The organism is Ruegeria sp. CDSB022 (assembly GCF_059611145.1).
In genome coordinates this window covers 423096-441900 of record NZ_JBXWOZ010000002.1, presented here as the reverse complement: position 1 = coordinate 441900, position 18805 = coordinate 423096, and the positions used below count along the sequence as shown (strand labels likewise).

General features: G+C 57.4%; 17 protein-coding genes. 13 read left to right on the top strand and 4 right to left on the bottom strand.

Going from position 1 to position 18805, the window contains the following annotated elements; translation table 11 throughout:
* Nucleotides 1–130: 130 nt before the first annotated feature.
* The 3 genes from AC2FIZ_RS07625 (at nucleotide 131) to rpsD (ending at nucleotide 2758) form a co-directional block, all read left to right on the top strand.
* Nucleotides 131–1138, top strand: a complete 1008-nt coding sequence (locus tag AC2FIZ_RS07625) for a helix-turn-helix domain-containing protein (RefSeq protein ID WP_281972643.1) — start codon at nucleotides 131–133, stop codon at nucleotides 1136–1138.
* A gap of 135 nt (nucleotides 1139–1273) precedes the next feature.
* Nucleotides 1274–1924, top strand: coding sequence for a hypothetical protein (locus AC2FIZ_RS07620; protein WP_281994989.1), 651 nt, complete (start codon nucleotides 1274–1276; stop codon nucleotides 1922–1924).
* 213 nt (nucleotides 1925–2137) lie between these two features.
* Entirely contained in the window at nucleotides 2138–2758 is a 621-nt protein-coding gene (rpsD, locus tag AC2FIZ_RS07615) for a 30S ribosomal protein S4 (protein WP_058279997.1), read from the top strand.
* Nucleotides 2759–2887: 129 nt separating this feature from the next.
* On the opposite strand, the gene AC2FIZ_RS07610 is transcribed toward rpsD, so the two are convergent.
* Complete coding sequence (locus AC2FIZ_RS07610; RefSeq protein WP_142636466.1) at nucleotides 2888–3349, bottom strand: Lrp/AsnC family transcriptional regulator; 462 nt, start codon at nucleotides 3347–3349, stop codon at nucleotides 2888–2890.
* A 103-nt stretch (nucleotides 3350–3452) separates the two neighbouring features.
* Between AC2FIZ_RS07610 and AC2FIZ_RS07605 the strand changes: the two genes are divergently transcribed.
* From AC2FIZ_RS07605 to AC2FIZ_RS07590, 4 genes are all read left to right on the top strand, one after another.
* A complete protein-coding gene (locus AC2FIZ_RS07605) occupies nucleotides 3453–4868 on the top strand; it encodes an aminotransferase class V-fold PLP-dependent enzyme (RefSeq protein ID WP_496790842.1) in 1416 nt (471 codons plus the stop codon).
* A 65-nt stretch (nucleotides 4869–4933) separates the two neighbouring features.
* Entirely contained in the window at nucleotides 4934–6019 is a 1086-nt protein-coding gene (gene hisC / locus AC2FIZ_RS07600) for a histidinol-phosphate transaminase (protein ID WP_496790841.1), read from the top strand.
* Entirely contained in the window at nucleotides 6016–6936 is a 921-nt protein-coding gene (locus AC2FIZ_RS07595; protein ID WP_271949152.1) for a prephenate/arogenate dehydrogenase family protein, read from the top strand. The genes hisC and AC2FIZ_RS07595 overlap by 4 nt, the downstream gene beginning before the upstream one ends.
* Entirely contained in the window at nucleotides 6933–7652 is a 720-nt protein-coding gene (locus AC2FIZ_RS07590) for an extensin-like domain-containing protein (RefSeq protein ID WP_271949154.1), read from the top strand. Before AC2FIZ_RS07595 ends, AC2FIZ_RS07590 begins: the two co-directional genes overlap by 4 nt.
* Here the strand turns inward: AC2FIZ_RS07590 and AC2FIZ_RS07585 are convergent.
* Nucleotides 7649–8650, bottom strand: a complete 1002-nt coding sequence (locus tag AC2FIZ_RS07585) for a DUF2125 domain-containing protein (protein WP_496790839.1) — start codon at nucleotides 8648–8650, stop codon at nucleotides 7649–7651. The genes AC2FIZ_RS07590 and AC2FIZ_RS07585 overlap by 4 nt on opposite strands.
* A 67-nt stretch (nucleotides 8651–8717) precedes the next feature.
* On the opposite strand from AC2FIZ_RS07585, the gene AC2FIZ_RS07580 reads away from it, so the two are divergent.
* From AC2FIZ_RS07580 to AC2FIZ_RS07570, 3 genes are all read left to right on the top strand, one after another.
* A complete protein-coding gene (locus AC2FIZ_RS07580) occupies nucleotides 8718–9248 on the top strand; it encodes a gamma-glutamylcyclotransferase (RefSeq protein ID WP_496790838.1) in 531 nt (176 codons plus the stop codon).
* Between the two features lie 69 nt (nucleotides 9249–9317).
* Nucleotides 9318–10499 carry a biopolymer transporter ExbB gene (locus AC2FIZ_RS07575; RefSeq protein ID WP_142636479.1) on the top strand — a complete coding sequence of 394 codons (1182 nt, stop codon included), beginning with the start codon at nucleotides 9318–9320 and terminating at the stop codon, nucleotides 10497–10499.
* A 3-nt stretch (nucleotides 10500–10502) separates the two neighbouring features.
* Complete coding sequence (locus AC2FIZ_RS07570) at nucleotides 10503–12182, top strand: peptidoglycan -binding protein (protein WP_281994986.1); 1680 nt, start codon at nucleotides 10503–10505, stop codon at nucleotides 12180–12182.
* A gap of 137 nt (nucleotides 12183–12319) precedes the next feature.
* Here the strand turns inward: AC2FIZ_RS07570 and clpA are convergent, their stop codons facing one another.
* Both clpA and gloB read right to left on the bottom strand, forming a co-directional pair.
* Complete coding sequence (clpA, locus tag AC2FIZ_RS07565) at nucleotides 12320–14644, bottom strand: ATP-dependent Clp protease ATP-binding subunit ClpA (RefSeq protein ID WP_142636483.1); 2325 nt, start codon at nucleotides 14642–14644, stop codon at nucleotides 12320–12322.
* Nucleotides 14645–14818: 174 nt separating this feature from the next.
* The gene (gloB, locus tag AC2FIZ_RS07560; protein ID WP_281972649.1) at nucleotides 14819–15586 is read right to left on the bottom strand and encodes a hydroxyacylglutathione hydrolase; all 768 of its coding nucleotides are present in this window, start codon (nucleotides 15584–15586) and stop codon (nucleotides 14819–14821) included.
* Between the two features lie 61 nt (nucleotides 15587–15647).
* Here gloB and AC2FIZ_RS07555 point away from each other — a divergent pair, with 61 nt between their 5' ends.
* The 3 genes from AC2FIZ_RS07555 (at nucleotide 15648) to atpA (ending at nucleotide 18792) form a co-directional block, all read left to right on the top strand.
* Nucleotides 15648–16382 carry a class I SAM-dependent methyltransferase gene (locus AC2FIZ_RS07555; RefSeq protein ID WP_142636487.1) on the top strand — a complete coding sequence of 245 codons (735 nt, stop codon included), beginning with the start codon at nucleotides 15648–15650 and terminating at the stop codon, nucleotides 16380–16382.
* Nucleotides 16383–16692: 310 nt separating this feature from the next.
* On the top strand, nucleotides 16693–17253 hold the full coding sequence (locus tag AC2FIZ_RS07550) for a F0F1 ATP synthase subunit delta (protein ID WP_142636489.1): 561 nt from the start codon (nucleotides 16693–16695) through the stop codon (nucleotides 17251–17253).
* A complete protein-coding gene (gene atpA, locus AC2FIZ_RS07545) occupies nucleotides 17254–18792 on the top strand; it encodes a F0F1 ATP synthase subunit alpha (RefSeq protein ID WP_281994984.1) in 1539 nt (512 codons plus the stop codon).
* The last annotated feature ends 13 nt before the right edge of the window (nucleotides 18793–18805 follow it).

The following is an 18805-nucleotide window of genomic DNA, read 5'->3' as shown; positions in this document are numbered from 1 at the left end:
CAATGGACGCTTACGAAGAAGCCGCAGAGTAAACAGACGACAACCAGATCAGCCCCCGCAATGGCCAGGGGCTGATCCATCCTGGGTCATATGCCTTTGCCTGTGGCCCAGGCATTTCAGCGGGGGAGACATGAAGCATTGCATCTTCGAAAATGACCTAGCCTATCTGGCTGAGCCAACCTCTGCTGCCTTCGTGCGAACCCACAACATCGATGTGATCGTGCGCGATAGTAGTGCATTTGCCTCGGCCGAGATGATCAGGGAATTTTATCATGCCCTGAGCGATCTGACCGGCGACCATTCCTATGTCGTTAATCTGCGTTTGGCTGGTGCGGGGTCTGTAGGAGGACCGCAGTACTGGACCGGAAGAGCGGCTGTTTTCTGGGGCGATTTTTCGGATTGTTGGACGTTGTCCGACGCCGAAAGAACATGGGTCTCACAAGTTCTGAACCTTTCGCCACGGACCGTTCTTGTCGGTGGTGCCGTGCTTGTGCTGGCCCAGATTAGATTGTCGGAAAAAACAGTCGCGGCCATTCACCCCAACTTCGATGCAGCAGCGCGTGAAGCAGGTTTGACCAACTGTGGTACAGGCACATATCTGGCGGCGCGCGGGCGCACGCATAGCGCGACGACACGTCTGAGTACGCTGCGTTTGTTGGCGGATTTTGTTTCGTTGGACCATGGTGAGAACATGGCAGATAACCTGCGCGGGTTTATCGGCCTGTCCGAACCCAAGCGGGACTGCGAAAGCCAGCTTGCCAATCGCTTGATCCATCGTGCGGGCGGGGATCACCTGGTTATGTCAGCGGTTGAGGCAATGCTGAACCATGTCGAAGAGCCACTCAGGATCACGGATCTTTCGAACATGGTCGGCACTTCAACCCGGCAGCTTCAGAGACGGTTTCTGAACAAGACGGGGGCAAAACTTTTGGCCACATACCGAGAATTGCGTCTGGAACGTGCGCATAGCCTGCTGCGGTTTACGGATTTGCCACAAATCGAGATTGCCACCGCCACAGGGTTTTCGTCTACAACGTCACTGAAACGTGCTTTTCGAGACCAGTACAAGACAATGCCGGAAGATATCCGCAGCCTCCGCTTTGCCGGTGGAATGGCGGATCGGGGGCTGGTGAACTGACAGCTCGCGCAGTGTGCCGATTAAGGCGCACGCATTTGAAATTTAAGTCCGCTTTGATTGGCGAATCGAAAAAACCCTGATCAGACCGAATGCAGGGCAGACCGACATTCGGGCTCAGTATGATCCTTTAAGTCTTTGAAACGCGGATTTCTGCATCCGGATTCTGATTCTGTTCTGCAACATTCTCGTGATTGCTGCAATTCCGTCCCTTTTCTGCCGGAATCGTCACTGATAAACCCTTGGCCATCGGGCAGTGATTTGTTGAGGGGTACGGGCGGTAAAATGAATACCGGGGTAAACGGTCGTGTTGCCATTTCATGGTCGCAGACAGAGATTGATGGATTAGAGGCGGCACCTCTGGCATTTTTAAATGTAGGGTCGGCCTGGTCCTGGCGCGGTCAGGCATCGATGCTAGCAGGCAGCGCTGAAGTTGTCGGGCGTAAAAACGCATTTGCATCAGGTACAATCGGGCGCGTTATTTCTGCCACGACTTTTTCGGATAATGTCGTCGGAACGCTCGAGCTTATGAACGGGGCGCAACGGTTTTCAGCGTTACTGGTCGTTTCCGATGATGATGAAAGCCCGTCGCTGGTGTTTGAAAGCGGCTGTCCTTCACGCGATCAGGAATTCTGGATCAGCGCATATACTCAGATCAAGCATCAGAGTGGTGAAGTTGCAGAGCAGGACGGAACTGTCGTCGCGTTTCATCGCAAGGCCACTCAGTTCCAGTACACTGGTGTCGCGAACCTACGCGCAACTGTAAACGGTGCCACTTTAGCGGACTAAATCCCGTTAGTGGTGCCGTCTTTGAATCGAATTTCAGAAAGTTTCGGTTCCTTCCGTTCGGCATGTTGACTCTGCCAGCGCTGCGGATATAAGCGCGGCTTCATTGGTGTTGGTGGCCCCCGCAAGGGGAGGCCTGTCATGAGGGTAACCTCAAGAGGACAACGCCCTTCATAGTGGCCTATTAGGGCCTCGACCTTAAGAAGGAGATCAGCCGTGACCAAACGCACGTCTGCCAAGTACAAAATCGACCGCCGGATGGGCGAAAACATCTGGGGTCGTCCGAAATCCCCGGTCAACCGTCGTGAATACGGCCCTGGTCAGCACGGTCAGCGCCGGAAAGGCAAACTGTCTGACTTCGGTCTGCAGCTGCGCGCCAAGCAGAAGCTGAAGGGCTACTATGGCGACCTGACCGAAAAGCAGTTCCGCCGCATCTATGCCGAAGCTGTTCGTGTCAACGGCGATACCGGTGAAAACCTGATTGGTCTGCTGGAACGCCGTCTGGACGCCGTCGTCTATCGCGCCAAATTCGTCGCGACCGTGTTCGCCGCGCGTCAGTTCGTGAACCACGGCCACGTCACAGTGAACGGCAAGCGGGTCAACATCCCCAGCTACCGTGTCAAAGAAGGCGACGTCATCGAAGTACGTGACAAGTCCAAGCAACTGGCCGTTGTTCTTGAAGCTGCTGCTCTGGCCGAGCGTGACGTTCCTGATTACATCGACGCCGACCACTCGAAAATGACCGCGACTTTCGTGCGCGCACCGGGTCTGGGCGATGTGCCTTACCCTGTCATGATGGAACCGAACCTGGTTGTCGAATTCTACGCGAAGAACTAATCTTCGCCGAAATCGAAATTCGAAAGGCCGCGCGGTTGCGCGGCCTTTTTCGTTTTAGGGGGCTCTGCCCCCAATCACGACCAGCCGCGATGCCCCCCGAGCAATTTTTTTGACCAAATAAAGAGCGGATCAGATTGGCAAGGGTCGTCCTTCTGCAATTGCCTCCATCGCGAAATATGAAGTTACGCTGTCCAGCTCGACTTTTTCGATGAGGCGTTGATAGACCTTGTCGTACGAAGCCATATCCTGCGTAACAACCTTGAGCTGATAGTCGTAGTCGCCGCCAATGCGGTGGAAGTCCACGACCTCTGGTATCGTCAGAACATGCCTGCGAAAGGCCTGTAACCACTCGGCCGAGTGGTGCCGCGTACGCAGCATGACGAAGACCACAAGGCTCAGCCCTAGTTTTTCGCGCGCGATTTGCGCTGTCGATCCGATGATGACGCCCTGATCATTCAGGGCCTTCAGCCGACGCCAGCAGGCGTTTTGCGACAGCCCGATGCGGTCGGCCAGTTCACGTTGGGACAGCGTAGCGTCGGTTTGCAGTTCACGCAGCAGGCGGTGGTCAATATGATCTAGATTTTTGGACATTCCAAATCATATGACACAAGATTTATGAAAACCATCTAAAAATTTGCATTATATACACAACACATATCAATCATATTTGTTGGGAAACTTCGGAGTCCGTATAATGACACTTTCCCAATTTCGTTCTGACATTGAAGCTGCTGTTCGTAGCGACACGTTGCGCGATGGCTTAATCGGCGAGAATGTTATGATCCCGGGGCTGCGCGGGGACATACCTTTGGTTTACGCGGATTATGTCGCGTCGGGTCGCGCATTGAAGCAGGTCGAGGATTTTGTGGCCGCGCATGTGTTGCCGTTTTATGCCAACAGCCACACCGAGGCGTCTTATTGCGGGGCCTACATGACCCGACTGCGCCGCGAGGCCCGTGCGGAAATCTCCCGGATTGTTGGCGCCGGGGAAAATGATGCGGTGATCTTTACGGGATCGGGCGCTACAGCGGGTCTCAACCGGCTGGTCAATCTGTTGGGGATCGAGGCTGCTGCACGACCAGTGGTAATGATCGGCCCATATGAGCACCATTCGAACATCCTGCCGTGGCGGGAAAGCAAAGCGCTGGTGATTGAAATCCCCGAAGCACCCGAAGGGGGTGTCGATCTGTCGGCTTTAGAGCGTGCCTTGGTTGAAAACGCGGATGCGGATCTGATCGTCGGATCATTTTCGGCCGCTTCGAATGTGACGGGCATAATCACTGATCCCGACCCGGTTACGCGGCTGCTTAAGGCTAATGGTGCTGTAGCGGTTTGGGATTATGCGGGCGGTGGGCCTTATCTGCCAATGGGAATGGGCCCCGCGGATGCGCGCAAGGATGCGATCGTGGTCTCTCCTCATAAATTTGCCGGTGGACCCGGCGCGTCTGGTGTATTGATCGTCAATCAAAACGTTGTGCAGCGCACATGCCCCAGCTGGCCCGGTGGTGGCACTGTGAGTTTCGTGTCCCCTTGGGGGCATGACTACAGCGCCGATCTTGCAACGCGCGAAGAGGCGGGAACGCCGAATGTCATAGGTGACATCCGTGCCGCGTTGGCTTTCATGGTCAAAGATGCAGTTGGCGCAGACGAAATCGCAAGGCGCGAGGCGCTTTACAACCAGATGGCATTGGAAGGGTGGGGAGATAACCCAGGTCTGACCTTGTTGGGCGCGGACAATCCACATCGGTTGCCGATTTTTTCCTTTCTTGTTCATGACAGTAAAGGTCAGCCGGTGCACCAGCAGTTATTCACCCGGATGCTGAGTGATGTTTATGGCATTCAAGCCCGGGGTGGGTGTGCTTGTGCCGGGCCCTATGCCCATCGGTTGCTGGGTATTGATCGTGCAGCCTCGGAGCAGTTGCATGCGGCGCTTGGTGCTGGAGAAGAGTTGAAAAAACCCGGTTGGGTGCGTCTGAACTTTTCATATCTGATGTCCCAAGAGACTGTCCGCTTCATCATCGACAGCGTCAATGACCTGTCCCGGCGGACCGAAGAGTTAACTCCCTTTTACGACGCCGACCCGGCGACAGCCCGCTTCAAGGCGGCATAAGGGAATTGCCGCTTTTCTCAACGCTTTGAGACGGGTATGAGGGGCTTCTAAATACGGAGCCTCTTATGACCCAGATCACCCCTCAACCCGGCATTATGGACATCGCGCTTTATCAGGGCGGCCAGTCGAAGGTGGCGGGGGTCGACCATGTGATCAAGTTGAGCTCGAACGAAAACCCCTTTGGCCCCAGCCCCAAAGCGATCGAGGCAGTACGGGACAGTGCGGCCACCCTGAATCGGTATCCCAGTACAGATCACGCCAGTCTGCGTAAGGCCATTGGCGAACGCCACGGGCTGGACCCAGCGCGCATTATCTGCGGCGTGGGCAGTGACGAGGTGCTGCAATTCGTGGCACAGGCTTATGCCGGTCCGGGGGATGAGGTTATCTATACCGAACACGGATTTTCGATGTACCCGATCATCGCTCGGATGGCGGGGGCAACTCCGGTGATGGTGCCTGAAACCGATCGTCACGTGGATGTGGACAACATTCTTGCCGCTGTGACTGACCAGACCCGGATCGTGTTCGTGACCAATCCGGGCAATCCGACATCGACCATGATCCCCGAGGCTGATCTTATCCGACTGGCCGAAAGCTTGCCGCAGACTTGTCTGATGGTGATTGATGGCGCCTATGCCGAGTTTGTCGAAGGGTTCGACGGAGGCCGCGCTCTGGTGGATCGGTTCGAGAATGTGATCATGACGCGGACCTTTTCCAAGATCTATGGACTGGGCGGGATGCGGGTCGGTTGGGGCTATGCGGCGCAAGAGATCATTGATGTGCTGAACCGGGTGCGCCAGCCCTTCAACCTGTCGCTGACTGCGTTGGCCGCTGCCGAAGCCGCCATAAAGGACGAAGAGTACCTGACCTTTTGCCACAGCGAAAATGCACGCTTGCGGGTTTGGCTTTCGGCCCAGTTGTCCAAAATCGGCGTATCTTCGGATGCGTCCAGCACCAATTTTATTCTCGCCCGCTTTAAGGATCAGGCCGAGGCCGAAGCGTGCGACGATTACCTCAAGACACAGGGTTTGATCGTGCGCCGCGTCGCGGGATATAACCTGCCAAATGCTCTTCGGATCACGGTTGGGGACGAGGAGGCTTGTCGCCGTGTCGTTGCGGCCATAACCGCTTTCAAAGGGGGCGCCGCATGAGCCAGGTTTATGACCGCGTTGCGCTGATCGGGTTGGGCCTGATCGCATCGTCGATGTTCTGGGCGATTAAACGTGCTGGATTGGCCGCCGAAGTAACCGGCTATGCCCGGTCCGAGGCCACGCGCGACACCGCGCGCAAGATTGGCCTATGCGACCGGATCTGCGACACCGCGCAAGAGGCCGTTGAGGGCGCAGACCTTGTGGTTCTATGCGTGCCGGTCGGAGCGATGGGCGCAGTTGCGCAAGAGATTGCCCCTGTCCTGAAACCGGGCGCGACCGTCTCAGACGTGGGCTCGGTCAAGCGGCATGTCATTCAGGATGTCTCGCCTCATATCCCGCAGGGTGTACATTTTATCCCAGCGCATCCGCTGGCCGGGACCGAGCATTCCGGCCCTGAATCCGGATTTGCCGAGCTGTTCGACAATCGGTGGTGCCTCTTGGTGCCGGTTGAGGGCTCGGACCCGGAGGCCGTCGCGCGCCTGCGCTCATTGTGGACGGGGTTGGGGTCGAATGTTGATGAGATGGATGCCGACCACCATGATCTGGTTCTGGCGGTTACATCCCATGCGCCACACCTTATCGCCTATACGATGGTCGGCGTAGCGGATGATCTGCGCCGTGTGACCGATAGCGAGGTCATCAAATACTCGGCCGCGGGCTTTCGGGATTTCACCCGGATCGCGGCCTCGGACCCGACTATGTGGCGCGATGTGTTTCTGACCAACAAGGATGCGACGCTAGAGATATTGGGGCGTTTCACTGAAGAACTGTTTGCGCTGCAGCGGGCCATTCGTACAGGTGACGGCGATCAGCTGTTCGATTATTTTACCCGCACACGTGCGATCCGGCGCGGGATCATTGATGCCGGGCAGGATACGGACGCGCCGGATTTTGGTCGCGGGAAAACCAACCCATGAGGCGCGGCTGGAGCGTTCTGTCGATTGGGTGGTTGGTACTTGGTGCCACAATGGGGAATGCAACGCCATCTGAACACCTGTTGACCCCCGATGACCAACCGGTTCTGGCCTTTGCCGCTCCGGTCGGGATGCAGCCAGAGTTGCAACCGAATACGCTGGTACAGCAGGTGCTGTTCAAAAAGCGTAAGCTGCGCAAAACATCGGTCTGCGGGAATATCGAAATTCAGGGCAAGCCGGTGGGTAATGTTCCCGGCAAGATCAAAGCCTGCGGGATCAAGGAAGCGGTACAGATCACCTCAGTTTCTGGTGTGGCGCTTAGCCGTCCGTCCACCATGGATTGCGGCACAGCAATTGCGCTGAACCAATGGGTCGAGAAAAGCGTGAAGCCCACCTTCAAAAGGCGCGGTCCCGTTGTCGAACTGCAGGTCGCAGCCCACTACGCATGCCGAACGCGCAACAACCGCAAGGGTGCGCGGATATCGGAACACGGTAAGGGCCGGGCCATAGACATTTCAGGTTTCAAGATGGCGAATGGCGAGGTTGTGACCGTTCTGAACGGTTGGCGCAAGAACCCGTCAAAGAAGCAACTGACCAAGATCTGGCGCGCCGCCTGCGGGCCGTTCGGAACGGTACTTGGCCCGAATGCGGACCGGTATCACCGGGATCATTTTCACTTGGACACAGCCCGGTATCGCCGTGGCCCGTACTGCCGTTAACGCAGGATCAACCGCGGGGCCGGACCAAGGGGTAGCGGGCCAAGCGCCACATAGCCCTCACGGAAGTTCAACTGCAGATCCAGCGCATCGGGATTGCCCCCCAAGCCAGCCATGAATTTCAGGGCACGTGTCACAGGGTCTACCGCCTGATCGGGCAGGGCCCCTGCGGCGTTGGCCATGGCAACCATCTCACGCCAATTTTCGGCCTTGATCGAAATCTCTCCGGTAGGAATACCCTGATCGTCCACGTCCAGCTCTCCGGCAGCGAACAGGCGCAATGCACCCCATTTCATCTCAGCCAGACGCAGGTCGATCTGGGTGGGCTGAGGTCGGCTTTGTTCCAGTGCAGATCGGTCCCACGGTTTGTCAAAGGTGGCGACCATATCCATTTCCAGCGCATCGAATGTCTGGGGCAGTGTGGTGGCGGAATGCATCATGGCGCGCAGGTCATCGCCGGGGGAAAAGCCATCGATCCGCGCGCTGATCGCATAGGCTTGAGGATTTTCGGTTTGCTCCATCACCAGACCAAGCGTGGTTCCTGCTGCTAGCAAATCAGCATCATTGGCAACGGACCATGGTCCGGCAGTCAGAGACATTTTCTCTAGCACCAGCGCGACACCAGGTTGCAACTGCAGCTCGGCCTGCAGGTCAGCTGCAACGATGGTCGACGTTTGATCGAAATAGGACAGCAGCTGCGGCGTTTCCGCGAAACGCAGAACCTGTCGACCCGGCCAGATCGCGGGGCTTTGGAATTCGATCCAGTCGGCGCTCCAGGCGGTGCCGTTGACCGGGTCGGCCAGTGCGGGGCTGTTCAGTCGGGTGACGTGGTTGAACGGATAGCCTGCTGTTGCTACATCCGAAAAATCGGCCAGCCAGCCTCTTTCTTGTTGGTTGTCGAACCATGTTGTGATCGCGTTGCGCAATCCATATCCGGCGACGAACCAATAGGCGCTCCAGATCGCAGTGATGAAAATGACTACTCGTATCAGCCCGCGCATTGCTAATGGCCCTTTTTCCCGCCTTGAAATTGATGTTTATAGGCGCAAACGGGCAAGGACCAGTGCTATGACGATGTGGGTTTTCGGATATGGGTCGCTGCTGTGGAATCCCGGCTTTCCCGTGTCCCGCAGCGAACGCGCAACCCTGAATGGATATGCGCGGTCTTTCTGCATGAGTTCGATTCATCACCGCGGAACCGAAGAGAAGCCCGGCCTTGTTCTGGCGTTGGATGAACAGCGTGACACCCTGTGCAAAGGTCTGGCCCTCGCCGTCGAAGCAGGCCACGAAGAGCGTACCTTGCATGAACTGCGCGAGCGCGAGCTGATCTCGTCGGCCTATGTCGAAAAGATGCTGGATGTGCATTTGGAAACGGACGAGGTCGTAACGGCAGTCACCTATGTTATCGACGCAGACCACGTGCAGTATTGCGGGGGCATGCCGTTGGAAGACCAGGCGCAGATCATTGCCCAAGCTGTCGGCGGGCGTGGTCCAAATACCGAATACCTTTATAACACAGCTGAACATCTGACCGAGATTGGTCTGCGTGATCCCGATCTTGAGTGGTTAGCGCAACGGGTGCGAAGCATTACCTCATAAACCCTTGGCGTCACCGGCAGATTTTCGGTAGATTCGCGTCAGAGCAGAAAAGAACCGGGAAAAACGCGCATGGCGCAGGCACAACAGGGCGCGAGACCGCATTTCTCGCAACCCATTCGTCAGATCGTAACGATGCTTGTGGCGATCGGCCTGGCTGGTATGGGCATCTTCATGGCGCTGCCTTACGTTTTGCCGGTTTTCTATGCAAACCCGTATCTGAACGGTTTTATCCTTCTGGTATTTTTCGTTGGCGTAATTGCCTGTTTTTATCAAGTGACACAGTTGATCGGTTCGGTGCGCTGGATCGAATCCTTCGTTGGTGGCGTTGTTCATGAGGACGCGCGGACGCCTCAGCTTTTGGCACCGCTGGCTTCGCTGCTGCGGGACCGGGGTGCGCGGTCGCAGATCAGTTCCAGTTCGACCCGGTCTATTTTGGATTCGGTGGCCGAACGGGTCGAGGAAGAGCGTGAGATCACGCGTTATATCACCAATGTTCTGATCTATCTTGGGCTTTTGGGAACGTTTTTTGGCTTGGCCACGACGGTCCCCGCTATTGTCGACACGATCCGCAGTCTCAATCCGCAGGATGGCGAAGAAGGGCTGGCGGTGTTCAATCGCCTGATGGTTGGCCTTGAAACCCAACTGCAGGGAATGGGCGTGGCCTTTGGGTCTTCGTTGCTGGGCCTTGCCGGATCGCTGATTGTGGGGTTGCTGGAACTGTTCGCGGGCCACGGGCAGAACCGGTTTTATCGAGAGCTCGAAGAATGGTTGTCCTCGATCACCCGTGTCGGCTTTGCAGCAGGCGATGACGGCAGCAGCACCGAACTGGCGGTTCTGACACCGGTTCTGGATGCAATGTCCGAACAGATGAACGCCCTGCAGGACCTGTTTTCGGCGCAGGAAGCCGACCGGGCCGAGCTGTCGGGCAAGCTGGGGCATCTTGTCGGCGCAATCGGAGATATGAACCAGCGTCAGTCTGAGACCGAGAATGTCACCGCTGCGCTGGAACGTGTCGCACTGGGGCAGGACGCTCTGCTGGATCATCTGCGGGAACAGGGGACCAGCGAAGGAATAGACGCAGAAAGCCGCATGCGCCTGCGCTCGATGGATGTTCAGTTGCTGCGTATCCTCGAAGAAATTTCTGCAGGCCGCCAAGAAAGCATGAGCGAGCTGCGCAAGGACATCGAACTTTTGGTCAAAGCTCTTACATTGCCCCGAGGCGCCGTTCGAACCGCTCCGGAAGGAGAGTAATCCATGGCTCTGTCCCGTCGCACAGGTCAGCGGTTTCAGGGGTCGGTCTGGCCGGGTTTCGTGGATGCGATGACTGGGCTGTTGATGGTGCTGACCTTTGTGTTGACCATCTTCATGGTGGTGCAATTCGTGCTGCGCGAGACGATTTCGGGGCAAGAGGATGAACTGACCGCCCTGTCCGGCGAAGTGGCGGCCCTTGCCGGTGCTCTTGGGTTGGAAGAAAGGGAAAACAGCCGCCTTCAGGCCCGGTTAGGAGCGCTGAATGCGACCCTGACGCAGGCCGAGGAAGATCTGGCGCAGGCGGAAACCAGGATCACGTCATTCGAAGCACAGGTCGCATCTCTGTTGGCCGATCAGGAGCGGTCGCTGGGGGTTATCGCCTCACTGGAATCTGCGCGTTCGGAATTGCTGAATGAACAAGAGGCCCTGAACCGGGCCCTTGCCCAAAGCCGTGCCGAGGTCGATGCCCAGGCCGAGGCCGCCCGGCTTGATGCTGCCCGCCGCGAAGCGCTTGAAGCGTTGGTGGCGGATCTGGAACAAAATGAGGCCGCGCAGGCCGCATTGGTCACCGAGCTTGAAGGCCAGCTTGACGCCGAAGAGGCCGCGCGCCTGGCCGAAGCTGCGGCGGCCGAAAACCTGCGCAATCGTCTGCAGGACGCGGATGCGGAACTGACCGCTATGACGCTGGCTCTGGAAGCGCAACGCAAGCAAGCCGAAGAAACCCTGACCCTGTTGGCCGCTGCGCAAGCTGCTAAGGCCGAGCTGGAGCGGCAGTTTGGTGAGCTTGATAGTCAGGAGTTGCAGGCCCAGCTGCAAGCGGCATTGGCCGCCCAAACCGACGCTCTGACAGCGGAACAGATACAGCGTACATTGGCCGAAGAACGCGCAGCCTTGCTGGCCGTTGCGCGTGAGGCAATCTCTGCCGAGAAAGCCGTTTCAGCAAAGGCGCAGCGTCAGACTGCCTTGCTGAACCAGCAGATGGCAGCCCTGCGCGAGCAGTTGGGTGGATTGCAGGCCTTGCTGGACGATTACGAAGACCGCAACGCCGCCGCTGATATTCGTATTCAAACATTGGGTCAGGATCTGAACGCCGCACTCGCCCGCGCCGCTTCGGAAGAGCGTCGTCGTCGTTTGTTGGAAGAGGCCGAGCGCGCCCGGCTTGAGGCCGAGGCCGAAGCCCTTTCGGGCCAGAACCAAGAACTTACGGCGCAGGCCGAGGATCTTCAGCGATATCGCTCGGAATTCTTCGGTCGGTTGCGCGATGTGCTGGGTAATCAGGTAGGCGTTCGGATCGAAGGCGATCGGTTTGTGTTCTCGTCCGAAGTACTGTTCGATACAGGATCAGCAGTGCTGTCGCCCAAGGGTCAGCTTGAGATCGCCAAGGTAGCCAATATACTGCGCAGTGTCGCGGCTGAAATTCCCGAAGGCCTGAACTGGGTTATTCGCGTGGACGGCCATACCGACAATGTCCCGCTGGCCGGAACTGGCCGCTATCGGGACAACTGGGAGCTTAGCCAGGGACGCGCCTTGTCGGTTGTCCGTTATATGGTCGATGCGTTGGGTATTCCACCGCAACGTCTGGCGGCCAATGGCTTTGGTGAATTCCAACCCTTCAACCCCGCAAACACCCCAGAAGCGCGCGCTCAGAATCGCCGGATCGAATTGAAGCTGACAGAGCGCTGATTGCAGCAAGGGAGGCCCATTGTCAGAGTTGGGTGGTTTTCCGGGCGCCCCTGAGATTTTCTTTTGAGACAGGTGACTCGGCTCGGGCAAGAAAAAAGCCCGGCGTAGAAGCCGGGCTTTGATTTGATGCGCTGCTTTTAATCTGCAGTCAGAAGCGGGGGTTTGTCGCCAGGGATGCGCGGTTGATCGGGGCCAAAAATGTCCAGATCCAGCTCTCCCTTCTTGACCGAGACGCGAACGACACCGCCCTTGGCCAGCTTGCCGAACAGCAGCTCCTCGGCCAGAGGTTTCTTGATGTGTTCCTGAATGACGCGTCCCAATGGGCGTGCGCCCATCTTGTCGTCATAGCCTTTGTCGGCCAGCCATTCGGCGGCTTTTGGCGTCAGGTCGATGGTCACATTGCGGTCCAGTAGCTGTGCTTCAAGCTGCAGCACGAACTTCTCGACCACCTGCAGGATGACCTCTTTCGGCAGCGGCGCGAAGGAAATGACAGCATCCAGACGGTTGCGGAATTCCGGTGTGAACATACGTTCGATCGCGGCGGTATCCTCACCTTCGCGGCGGTCGCGGGCAAAGCCGATGGCCGCCTTTGCCTGTTCTTGCGCCCCTGCATTCGAGGTCATGATCAGCACCACGTTGCGGAAGTTCACCGTGCGACCATTGTGGTCGGTCAGCTCTCCGTGGTCCATCACTTGCAGCAGGATGTTGAACACGTCCGGGTGGGCTTTTTCAATCTCATCCAGCAGCAGAACGCAATGCGGATGCTGGTCGACGCCATCAGTCAGCAAACCGCCTTGGTCGAACCCGACATAGCCCGGAGGCGCACCGATCAGGCGGCTGACCGCGTGTTTCTCCATGTATTCCGACATATCAAAACGCAGCAGTTCCACTCCCAGCGTATCCGCCAGCTGTTTCGCGACTTCGGTCTTTCCCACACCGGTTGGGCCAGCAAACAGATAGTTGCCGATGGGCTTTTCCGGCTCGCGCAGACCGGCGCGCGCCAGTTTGATGGCGCTGGACAGCGCCTCAATCGCCACGTCTTGTCCGAAGACCACCCGTTTGAGCGACTTTTCAAGGTCTTTCAGAACCTCGGCATCGTCCTTGGTGACGTTCTTGGGTGGAATGCGGGCGATCTTGGCAACAACGGCCTCAATCTCTTTGACGCCGATGGTCTTGCGGCGCTTGCTTTCAGCAACTAGATGCTGGGCTGCACCGGCTTCGTCAATCACGTCGATCGCCTTGTCGGGCAGCTTGCGGTCATTGATGTAGCGTGCTGACAACTCGACCGCGGTTTTAATCGCGTCGGCTGTATATTTGATCTCGTGATGCTTTTCGAAATAGGGCTTCAGACCGCGCAGGATTTTTACGCTGTCCTCGACCGAAGGTTCGTTCACGTCAATCTTCTGGAACCGGCGGCTGAGCGCGCGATCCTTTTCGAAATGCTGGCGAAACTCTTTGTAGGTGGTCGAACCCATAGTGCGCAGTTTTCCACCCTGAAGGGCCGGTTTCAGCAGGTTCGAGGCATCCATTGCCCCGCCCGAGGTAGCACCGGCACCGATGACGGTGTGGATTTCATCAATGAACAGAACCGCGTCTGGGTGATCCTCAAGCTCGGTCACGACCGCTTTCAGGCGTTCTTCGAAATCACCGCGATAGCGGGTGCCCGCCAGCAATGCACCCATATCCAGCGAATAGATGGTGGTTTCTGACAGGACATCGGGGGCCTCGCCAGAGATGATCTTAAATGCCAGTCCCTCTGCGATTGCGGTTTTGCCAACGCCCGGATCACCGACCAGAAGCGGGTTGTTCTTGCGCCGGCGGCATAGCACCTGAATGCAGCGCTCAACCTCATCGGCACGACCGATCAGCGGGTCGATATCGCCCGCGCGCGATTTCGCGTTCAGGTCGATGCAGTATTTCCCCAGCGCGCTTTCTTTTTGCTCGCCATCGGCGGTGCTGGCCGGAGTTTCCTCTTCTGCCTGATCCGCGCCCGATACCGAACGGCTTTCGCCGTAGGCCGGGTCCTTGGCCACACCATGGGCGATGAAATTCACCGCATCGTACCGGGTCATATCCTGTTCCTGCAGGAAATAGGCTGCGTTGCTTTCGCGTTCGGCAAAGATCGCGACCAGAACATTCGCCCCGGTCACTTCGGTCCGGCCCGAACTTTGAACATGGATCGCAGCGCGCTGGATCACACGCTGGAAAGCGGCTGTCGGTACAGCCTCGGACCCGTCAATATCGGTGACAAGGTTCGACAGGTCTTCGTCGATGAATTCCACCAGAGTGCTGCGCAATTCGTCAAGATCGACGCTGCAGGCTTTCATCACGCGGATCGCATCGGGCTCTTCCAACAATGCCAGAAGCAGATGCTCCAGCGTTGCGAATTCATGTCGCCGTTCATTCGCAGCCGCCAGGGCCGCGTGGATGGCTTGTTCTAGTGTGCTCGAGAATGAAGGCACGCGGGTGCTCCTCTGTCTTGGGTCAGAAGGGGGCGGGCTGAAGGCCGGATCCCCATCCCAACCATGTCCTCATACTATTAGAGTTTGGTTGATCGGAGCCCGGCTTCAAGGGTTTTCTTGCTCTTGACAGTCACATTTGTTGTGACCGTGGCTGTGAAGTAGGTGAAATAGGTATCAAAACCGATCTTTTCTAGCCCTGATTTCAGCAAAAATTTTGGCTGGTTCGGCGCCTGCCATACCCAGATGTGCCTGAATCGCCGGGTCAGCAGCGCGCAGGAAGGGGTTAGTGGCCTTTTCCAACGCCAGAGTGGAGGGAACCGTAGGCTGTTGGGCGGCTCGGGTGCTGTCAATTTCTGCGACGCGTATCTGCAGCGCAGAATTTCCTGGATCGACGGTGAGAGCGAATTTGGCGTTGGACTGCGTGTATTCGTGCCCTGAACAAACCAGCGTGTCATCCGGCAAGGCGCTCAGTTTACACAGCGATTCCCACATCTGCGGTGCGGTGCCTTCAAACAGGCGTCCACAACCCATTGCCATCAGGCTGTCGGCGGTAAAGACCACCGCGCTTTGCGGCATGTGAAAGGCGATGTGACCAAGAGTATGCCCCGAAACGTCCAGAACAAGGACGGGTTCCCCGCCGATTTCAAAACTGTCGCCGTCATTGACCTGTTGATCCAAAGGTGGCAGGCGATGTGCGTCGGCTGCCGCGCCGATCACCGTCGCCGGGTGCTGTTCCAAAATGGCCGGCAACCCGTCTACGTGGTCGAAATGGTGATGCGTGAGCAACACATGAGACAAGCCCCAGCCACGTCGTTCCAGTTCTGACAGAATCGGGTCGCTTTCGGGCGCGTCGATTAATGCGGTGTTGCCGCTAACCGCGTCATGCGCCAGAAATGCGTAGTTATCGCTGAGACATGGGATGGTGACGATCTCAAGAGGCATGGCCTTTTGCCCTTTCGTTGCTAGACTGCGCTCAGCTAATCCGATTGGCCAGGTGTCCGCAATGCATCTTGATGTGCAAGATCTGAGGAATTTCTACTACCGCAGCACTCTTGGTCGTGCAGCGCAGGCGGCCATTCGTGGGCGAATGATTGATCTGTGGCCCGAGGCCAAGGGTCAAACCGTCGTAGGGTTTGGCTTTGCTGTGCCGTTGTTGCGGCCCTACCTGAAAGATGCGCGCCGCGTCATCGGGCTGATGCCCGGGCCGCAGGGGGTGATGCCCTGGCCTGCGGGAATGCCCAACGTATCTGTTTTGACGGAAGAGACCTTGTGGCCGATTGAAACGGGTCATGTGGACAAGCTGGTGGTGATGCATGGGCTTGAAACGTCACAACGTCCCGCCGAATTGCTGGCGGAATGCTGGCGTGTGCTTGGTCCCGGTGGACGGGCGCTTTTTATCGTACCGAACCGTGCGGGGCTGTGGTCACGGACCGATCGAACGCCATTTGGATTCGGGCGCCCTTATTCTGCCTCGCAGTTGGAAAGCCAGCTTAGAGCGCATCACTTTATGACGGATAACTATTGTTCCGCCTTGTATTTGCCTCCGTCCTTCCGTCGGTTCTGGTTGAAATCCGGCAGCCTGATAGAGAAAACTGGCCAGCGCTTGCCGACGATCATGGCAGGCGGCGTTCTGATGGTTGAGGCGACAAAGCAAATCAGACCGCCCAGCGGAACCGTCACCAAAGCGACAGGGCGCCGTCAGATCAAGGCGCTGGATGGCCTGCTCAAGCCAGCCTAGCGCAACGCCGGTACTAGCTTCCATCATAAGGCCGAAACACGCGAAAATGGCTGCAGGAATCGCAAAACCTTGCGGTTTGGTAACATTTTTCACCCTCATCAGCCGTATAAAAGGGTCGCACCCAAGCTAAGTATCTGAAATAGAACGCTTTGTGGATAAGGTGCCCATGGTGATAATATGTTGCTAGCTGGGTTTACCTCTGCTACATCCCCGTTGATTTTGATCCCCGGCCTTATGGACGGGGTTTCTTCACGCCCCCGGGTAGCTGCCGCAACGCGAATTCGGGGCCCAAAATATCGGAAGGGTGGACGTGTCCGAACCAGCTTCGATTTCCACAGGCATCGCCGAGCGCTATGCCACAGCGATTTTTGAGATCGCTAAAGAGAATAAAGACCTCGCAGGTCTGGAAACCGGAATCAACGATCTGGCAGCAGCATTGGGCGACAGTGCCGATCTGCGCGACCTGATCGCCTCGCCTCTGGTTTCGCGCGCTGAACAAGAAGGCGCGATTACAGCGATTGCCGACAAGATGGGTCTGAACGCCATCCTGCGCAACACGCTGGGTCTGATGGCGCAGAAACGCCGTCTGTTCGTTGTGCCGCAACTGGTGCAGGTTCTGCGCGACATGCTGGCCGAAGAGCGTGGCGAAGTGACCGCCGATGTCGCCTCGGCCAAGGCGCTGACTAAGACACAGATGGATAAACTGTCCAAAACGCTGTCCGAGCGTGTGGGCAAGACCGTGACAATAAATGCGACCGTTGATGAAAGCCTCATCGGCGGTCTTGTCGTTAAAGTGGGCTCGAAGATGATCGACAGCTCGATCCGCTCCAAGCTCAACTCCCTACAGAATGCAATGAAAGAGGTCGGATAAATGGGAATCCAAGCTGCAGAGATTTCTGCAATCCTGAAGGACCAGATCAAGAATTTTGGTCAGGAAGCCGAAGTGGCCGAAATCGGTCGCGTGCTGAGCGTCGGTGACGGGATTGCCCGTGTATACGGCCTGGACAATGTGCAAGCCGGTGAGATGGTCGAATTCCCCGGTGGCATCATGGGCATGGCGCTGAACCTGGAAAGCGACAACGTCGGTGTTGTTATCTTTGGTTCTGACCGTGACATCAAAGAAGGTGACACTGTTAAGCGCACCAACTCGATCGTGGACGTGCCAATCGGCAACGGTCTGCTGGGTCGTGTTGTTGACGGCCTGGGCAACCCGCTGGACGGCAAGGGCCCGATCGAATCCACCGAGCGCGGCGTTGCAGACGTCAAAGCGCCGGGCATCATCCCGCGTAAATCGGTTCACGAGCCGATGGCAACCGGCCTGAAATCGGTCGATGCGATGATCCCGATTGGCCGTGGCCAGCGTGAGCTGATCATTGGTGACCGTCAGACCGGTAAAACTGCCGTTGCTCTGGACGCAATCCTGAACCAGAAAGTGTACAACGAAGCAGCGGGCGACGATGAGTCCAAGAAGCTGTACTGCGTTTACGTGGCCATCGGCCAAAAGCGTTCGACTGTTGCTCAGCTGGTGAAGAAACTGGAAGAATCCGGTGCGATTGAATATTCGATCGTTGTGGCCGCAACCGCGTCCGATCCGGCGCCGATGCAGTTCCTGGCACCCTATGCCGCGACCGCGATGGCTGAGTTCTTCCGTGACAATGGCCGCCACGCGCTGATCATCTATGATGACCTGTCGAAACAGGCCGTGTCCTATCGTCAGATGTCGCTGCTGCTGCGTCGTCCGCCCGGACGTGAAGCCTATCCTGGCGACGTTTTCTACCTCCACTCCCGCCTGCTGGAGCGTTCGGCGAAGTTGAACGAAGATTTTGGCGCGGGCTCGCTGACGGCTCTGCCGGTTATCGAAACCCAGGGTGGCGACGTTTCGGCGTTTATTCCGACCAACGTGATCTCGATCACCGACGGCCAGATCTTCCTGGAAACCGAGCTGTTCTATCAGGGTATCCGTCCTGCTGTGAACACCGGTCTGTCGGTTTCGCGTGTGGGCTCCTCGGCTCAGACCAACTCGATGAAGTCGGTTGCCGGCCCGGTTAAGCTGGAACTGGCTCAGTACCGTGAAATGGCTGCCTTCGCGCAGTTCGGTTCCGACCTTGACGCCGCAACCCAGCAGCTGCTGAACCGTGGTGCGCGTCTGACCGAGCTGATGAAACAGCCGCAGTACTCACCGCTGACCAACGCTGAAATCGTTTGCGTCATCTTCGCCGGAACCAACGGTTACCTCGACAAGATCGACGTCACCGATGTTGGCCGCTATGAAGCTGGCCTGCTGGCGCATCTGCGTGGCAAGAACGCGGATCTGCTTCAGTGGATCACGGACGAAGATCCCAAGATCAAGGGTGATGCTTCCGACAAGATCAAGGCTGCGCTGGACGAATACGCCGCAACCTTCGCTTAAGGGAGAGGCGGGC

What these genes read in the sequence shown, in the direction of transcription:
- AC2FIZ_RS07625 (WP_281972643.1), top strand. Translation starts at nt 131, where the DNA reads ATGAAGCATTGCATCTTCGAAAATGACCTAGCCTATCTGGCTGAGCCA.
- AC2FIZ_RS07610 (WP_142636466.1), bottom strand. Translation starts at nt 3,349, where the DNA reads ATGTCCAAAAATCTAGATCATATTGACCACCGCCTGCTGCGTGAACTG.
- AC2FIZ_RS07605 (WP_496790842.1), top strand. Translation starts at nt 3,453, where the DNA reads ATGACACTTTCCCAATTTCGTTCTGACATTGAAGCTGCTGTTCGTAGC.
- hisC (WP_496790841.1), top strand. Translation starts at nt 4,934, where the DNA reads ATGACCCAGATCACCCCTCAACCCGGCATTATGGACATCGCGCTTTAT.
- AC2FIZ_RS07595 (WP_271949152.1), top strand. Translation starts at nt 6,016, where the DNA reads ATGAGCCAGGTTTATGACCGCGTTGCGCTGATCGGGTTGGGCCTGATC.
- AC2FIZ_RS07590 (WP_271949154.1), top strand. Translation starts at nt 6,933, where the DNA reads ATGAGGCGCGGCTGGAGCGTTCTGTCGATTGGGTGGTTGGTACTTGGT.
- AC2FIZ_RS07585 (WP_496790839.1), bottom strand. Translation starts at nt 8,650, where the DNA reads ATGCGCGGGCTGATACGAGTAGTCATTTTCATCACTGCGATCTGGAGC.
- AC2FIZ_RS07580 (WP_496790838.1), top strand. Translation starts at nt 8,718, where the DNA reads ATGACGATGTGGGTTTTCGGATATGGGTCGCTGCTGTGGAATCCCGGC.
- AC2FIZ_RS07575 (WP_142636479.1), top strand. Translation starts at nt 9,318, where the DNA reads ATGGCGCAGGCACAACAGGGCGCGAGACCGCATTTCTCGCAACCCATT.
- AC2FIZ_RS07570 (WP_281994986.1), top strand. Translation starts at nt 10,503, where the DNA reads ATGGCTCTGTCCCGTCGCACAGGTCAGCGGTTTCAGGGGTCGGTCTGG.
- gloB (WP_281972649.1), bottom strand. Translation starts at nt 15,586, where the DNA reads ATGCCTCTTGAGATCGTCACCATCCCATGTCTCAGCGATAACTACGCA.
- AC2FIZ_RS07555 (WP_142636487.1), top strand. Translation starts at nt 15,648, where the DNA reads ATGCATCTTGATGTGCAAGATCTGAGGAATTTCTACTACCGCAGCACT.
- atpA (WP_281994984.1), top strand. Translation starts at nt 17,254, where the DNA reads ATGGGAATCCAAGCTGCAGAGATTTCTGCAATCCTGAAGGACCAGATC.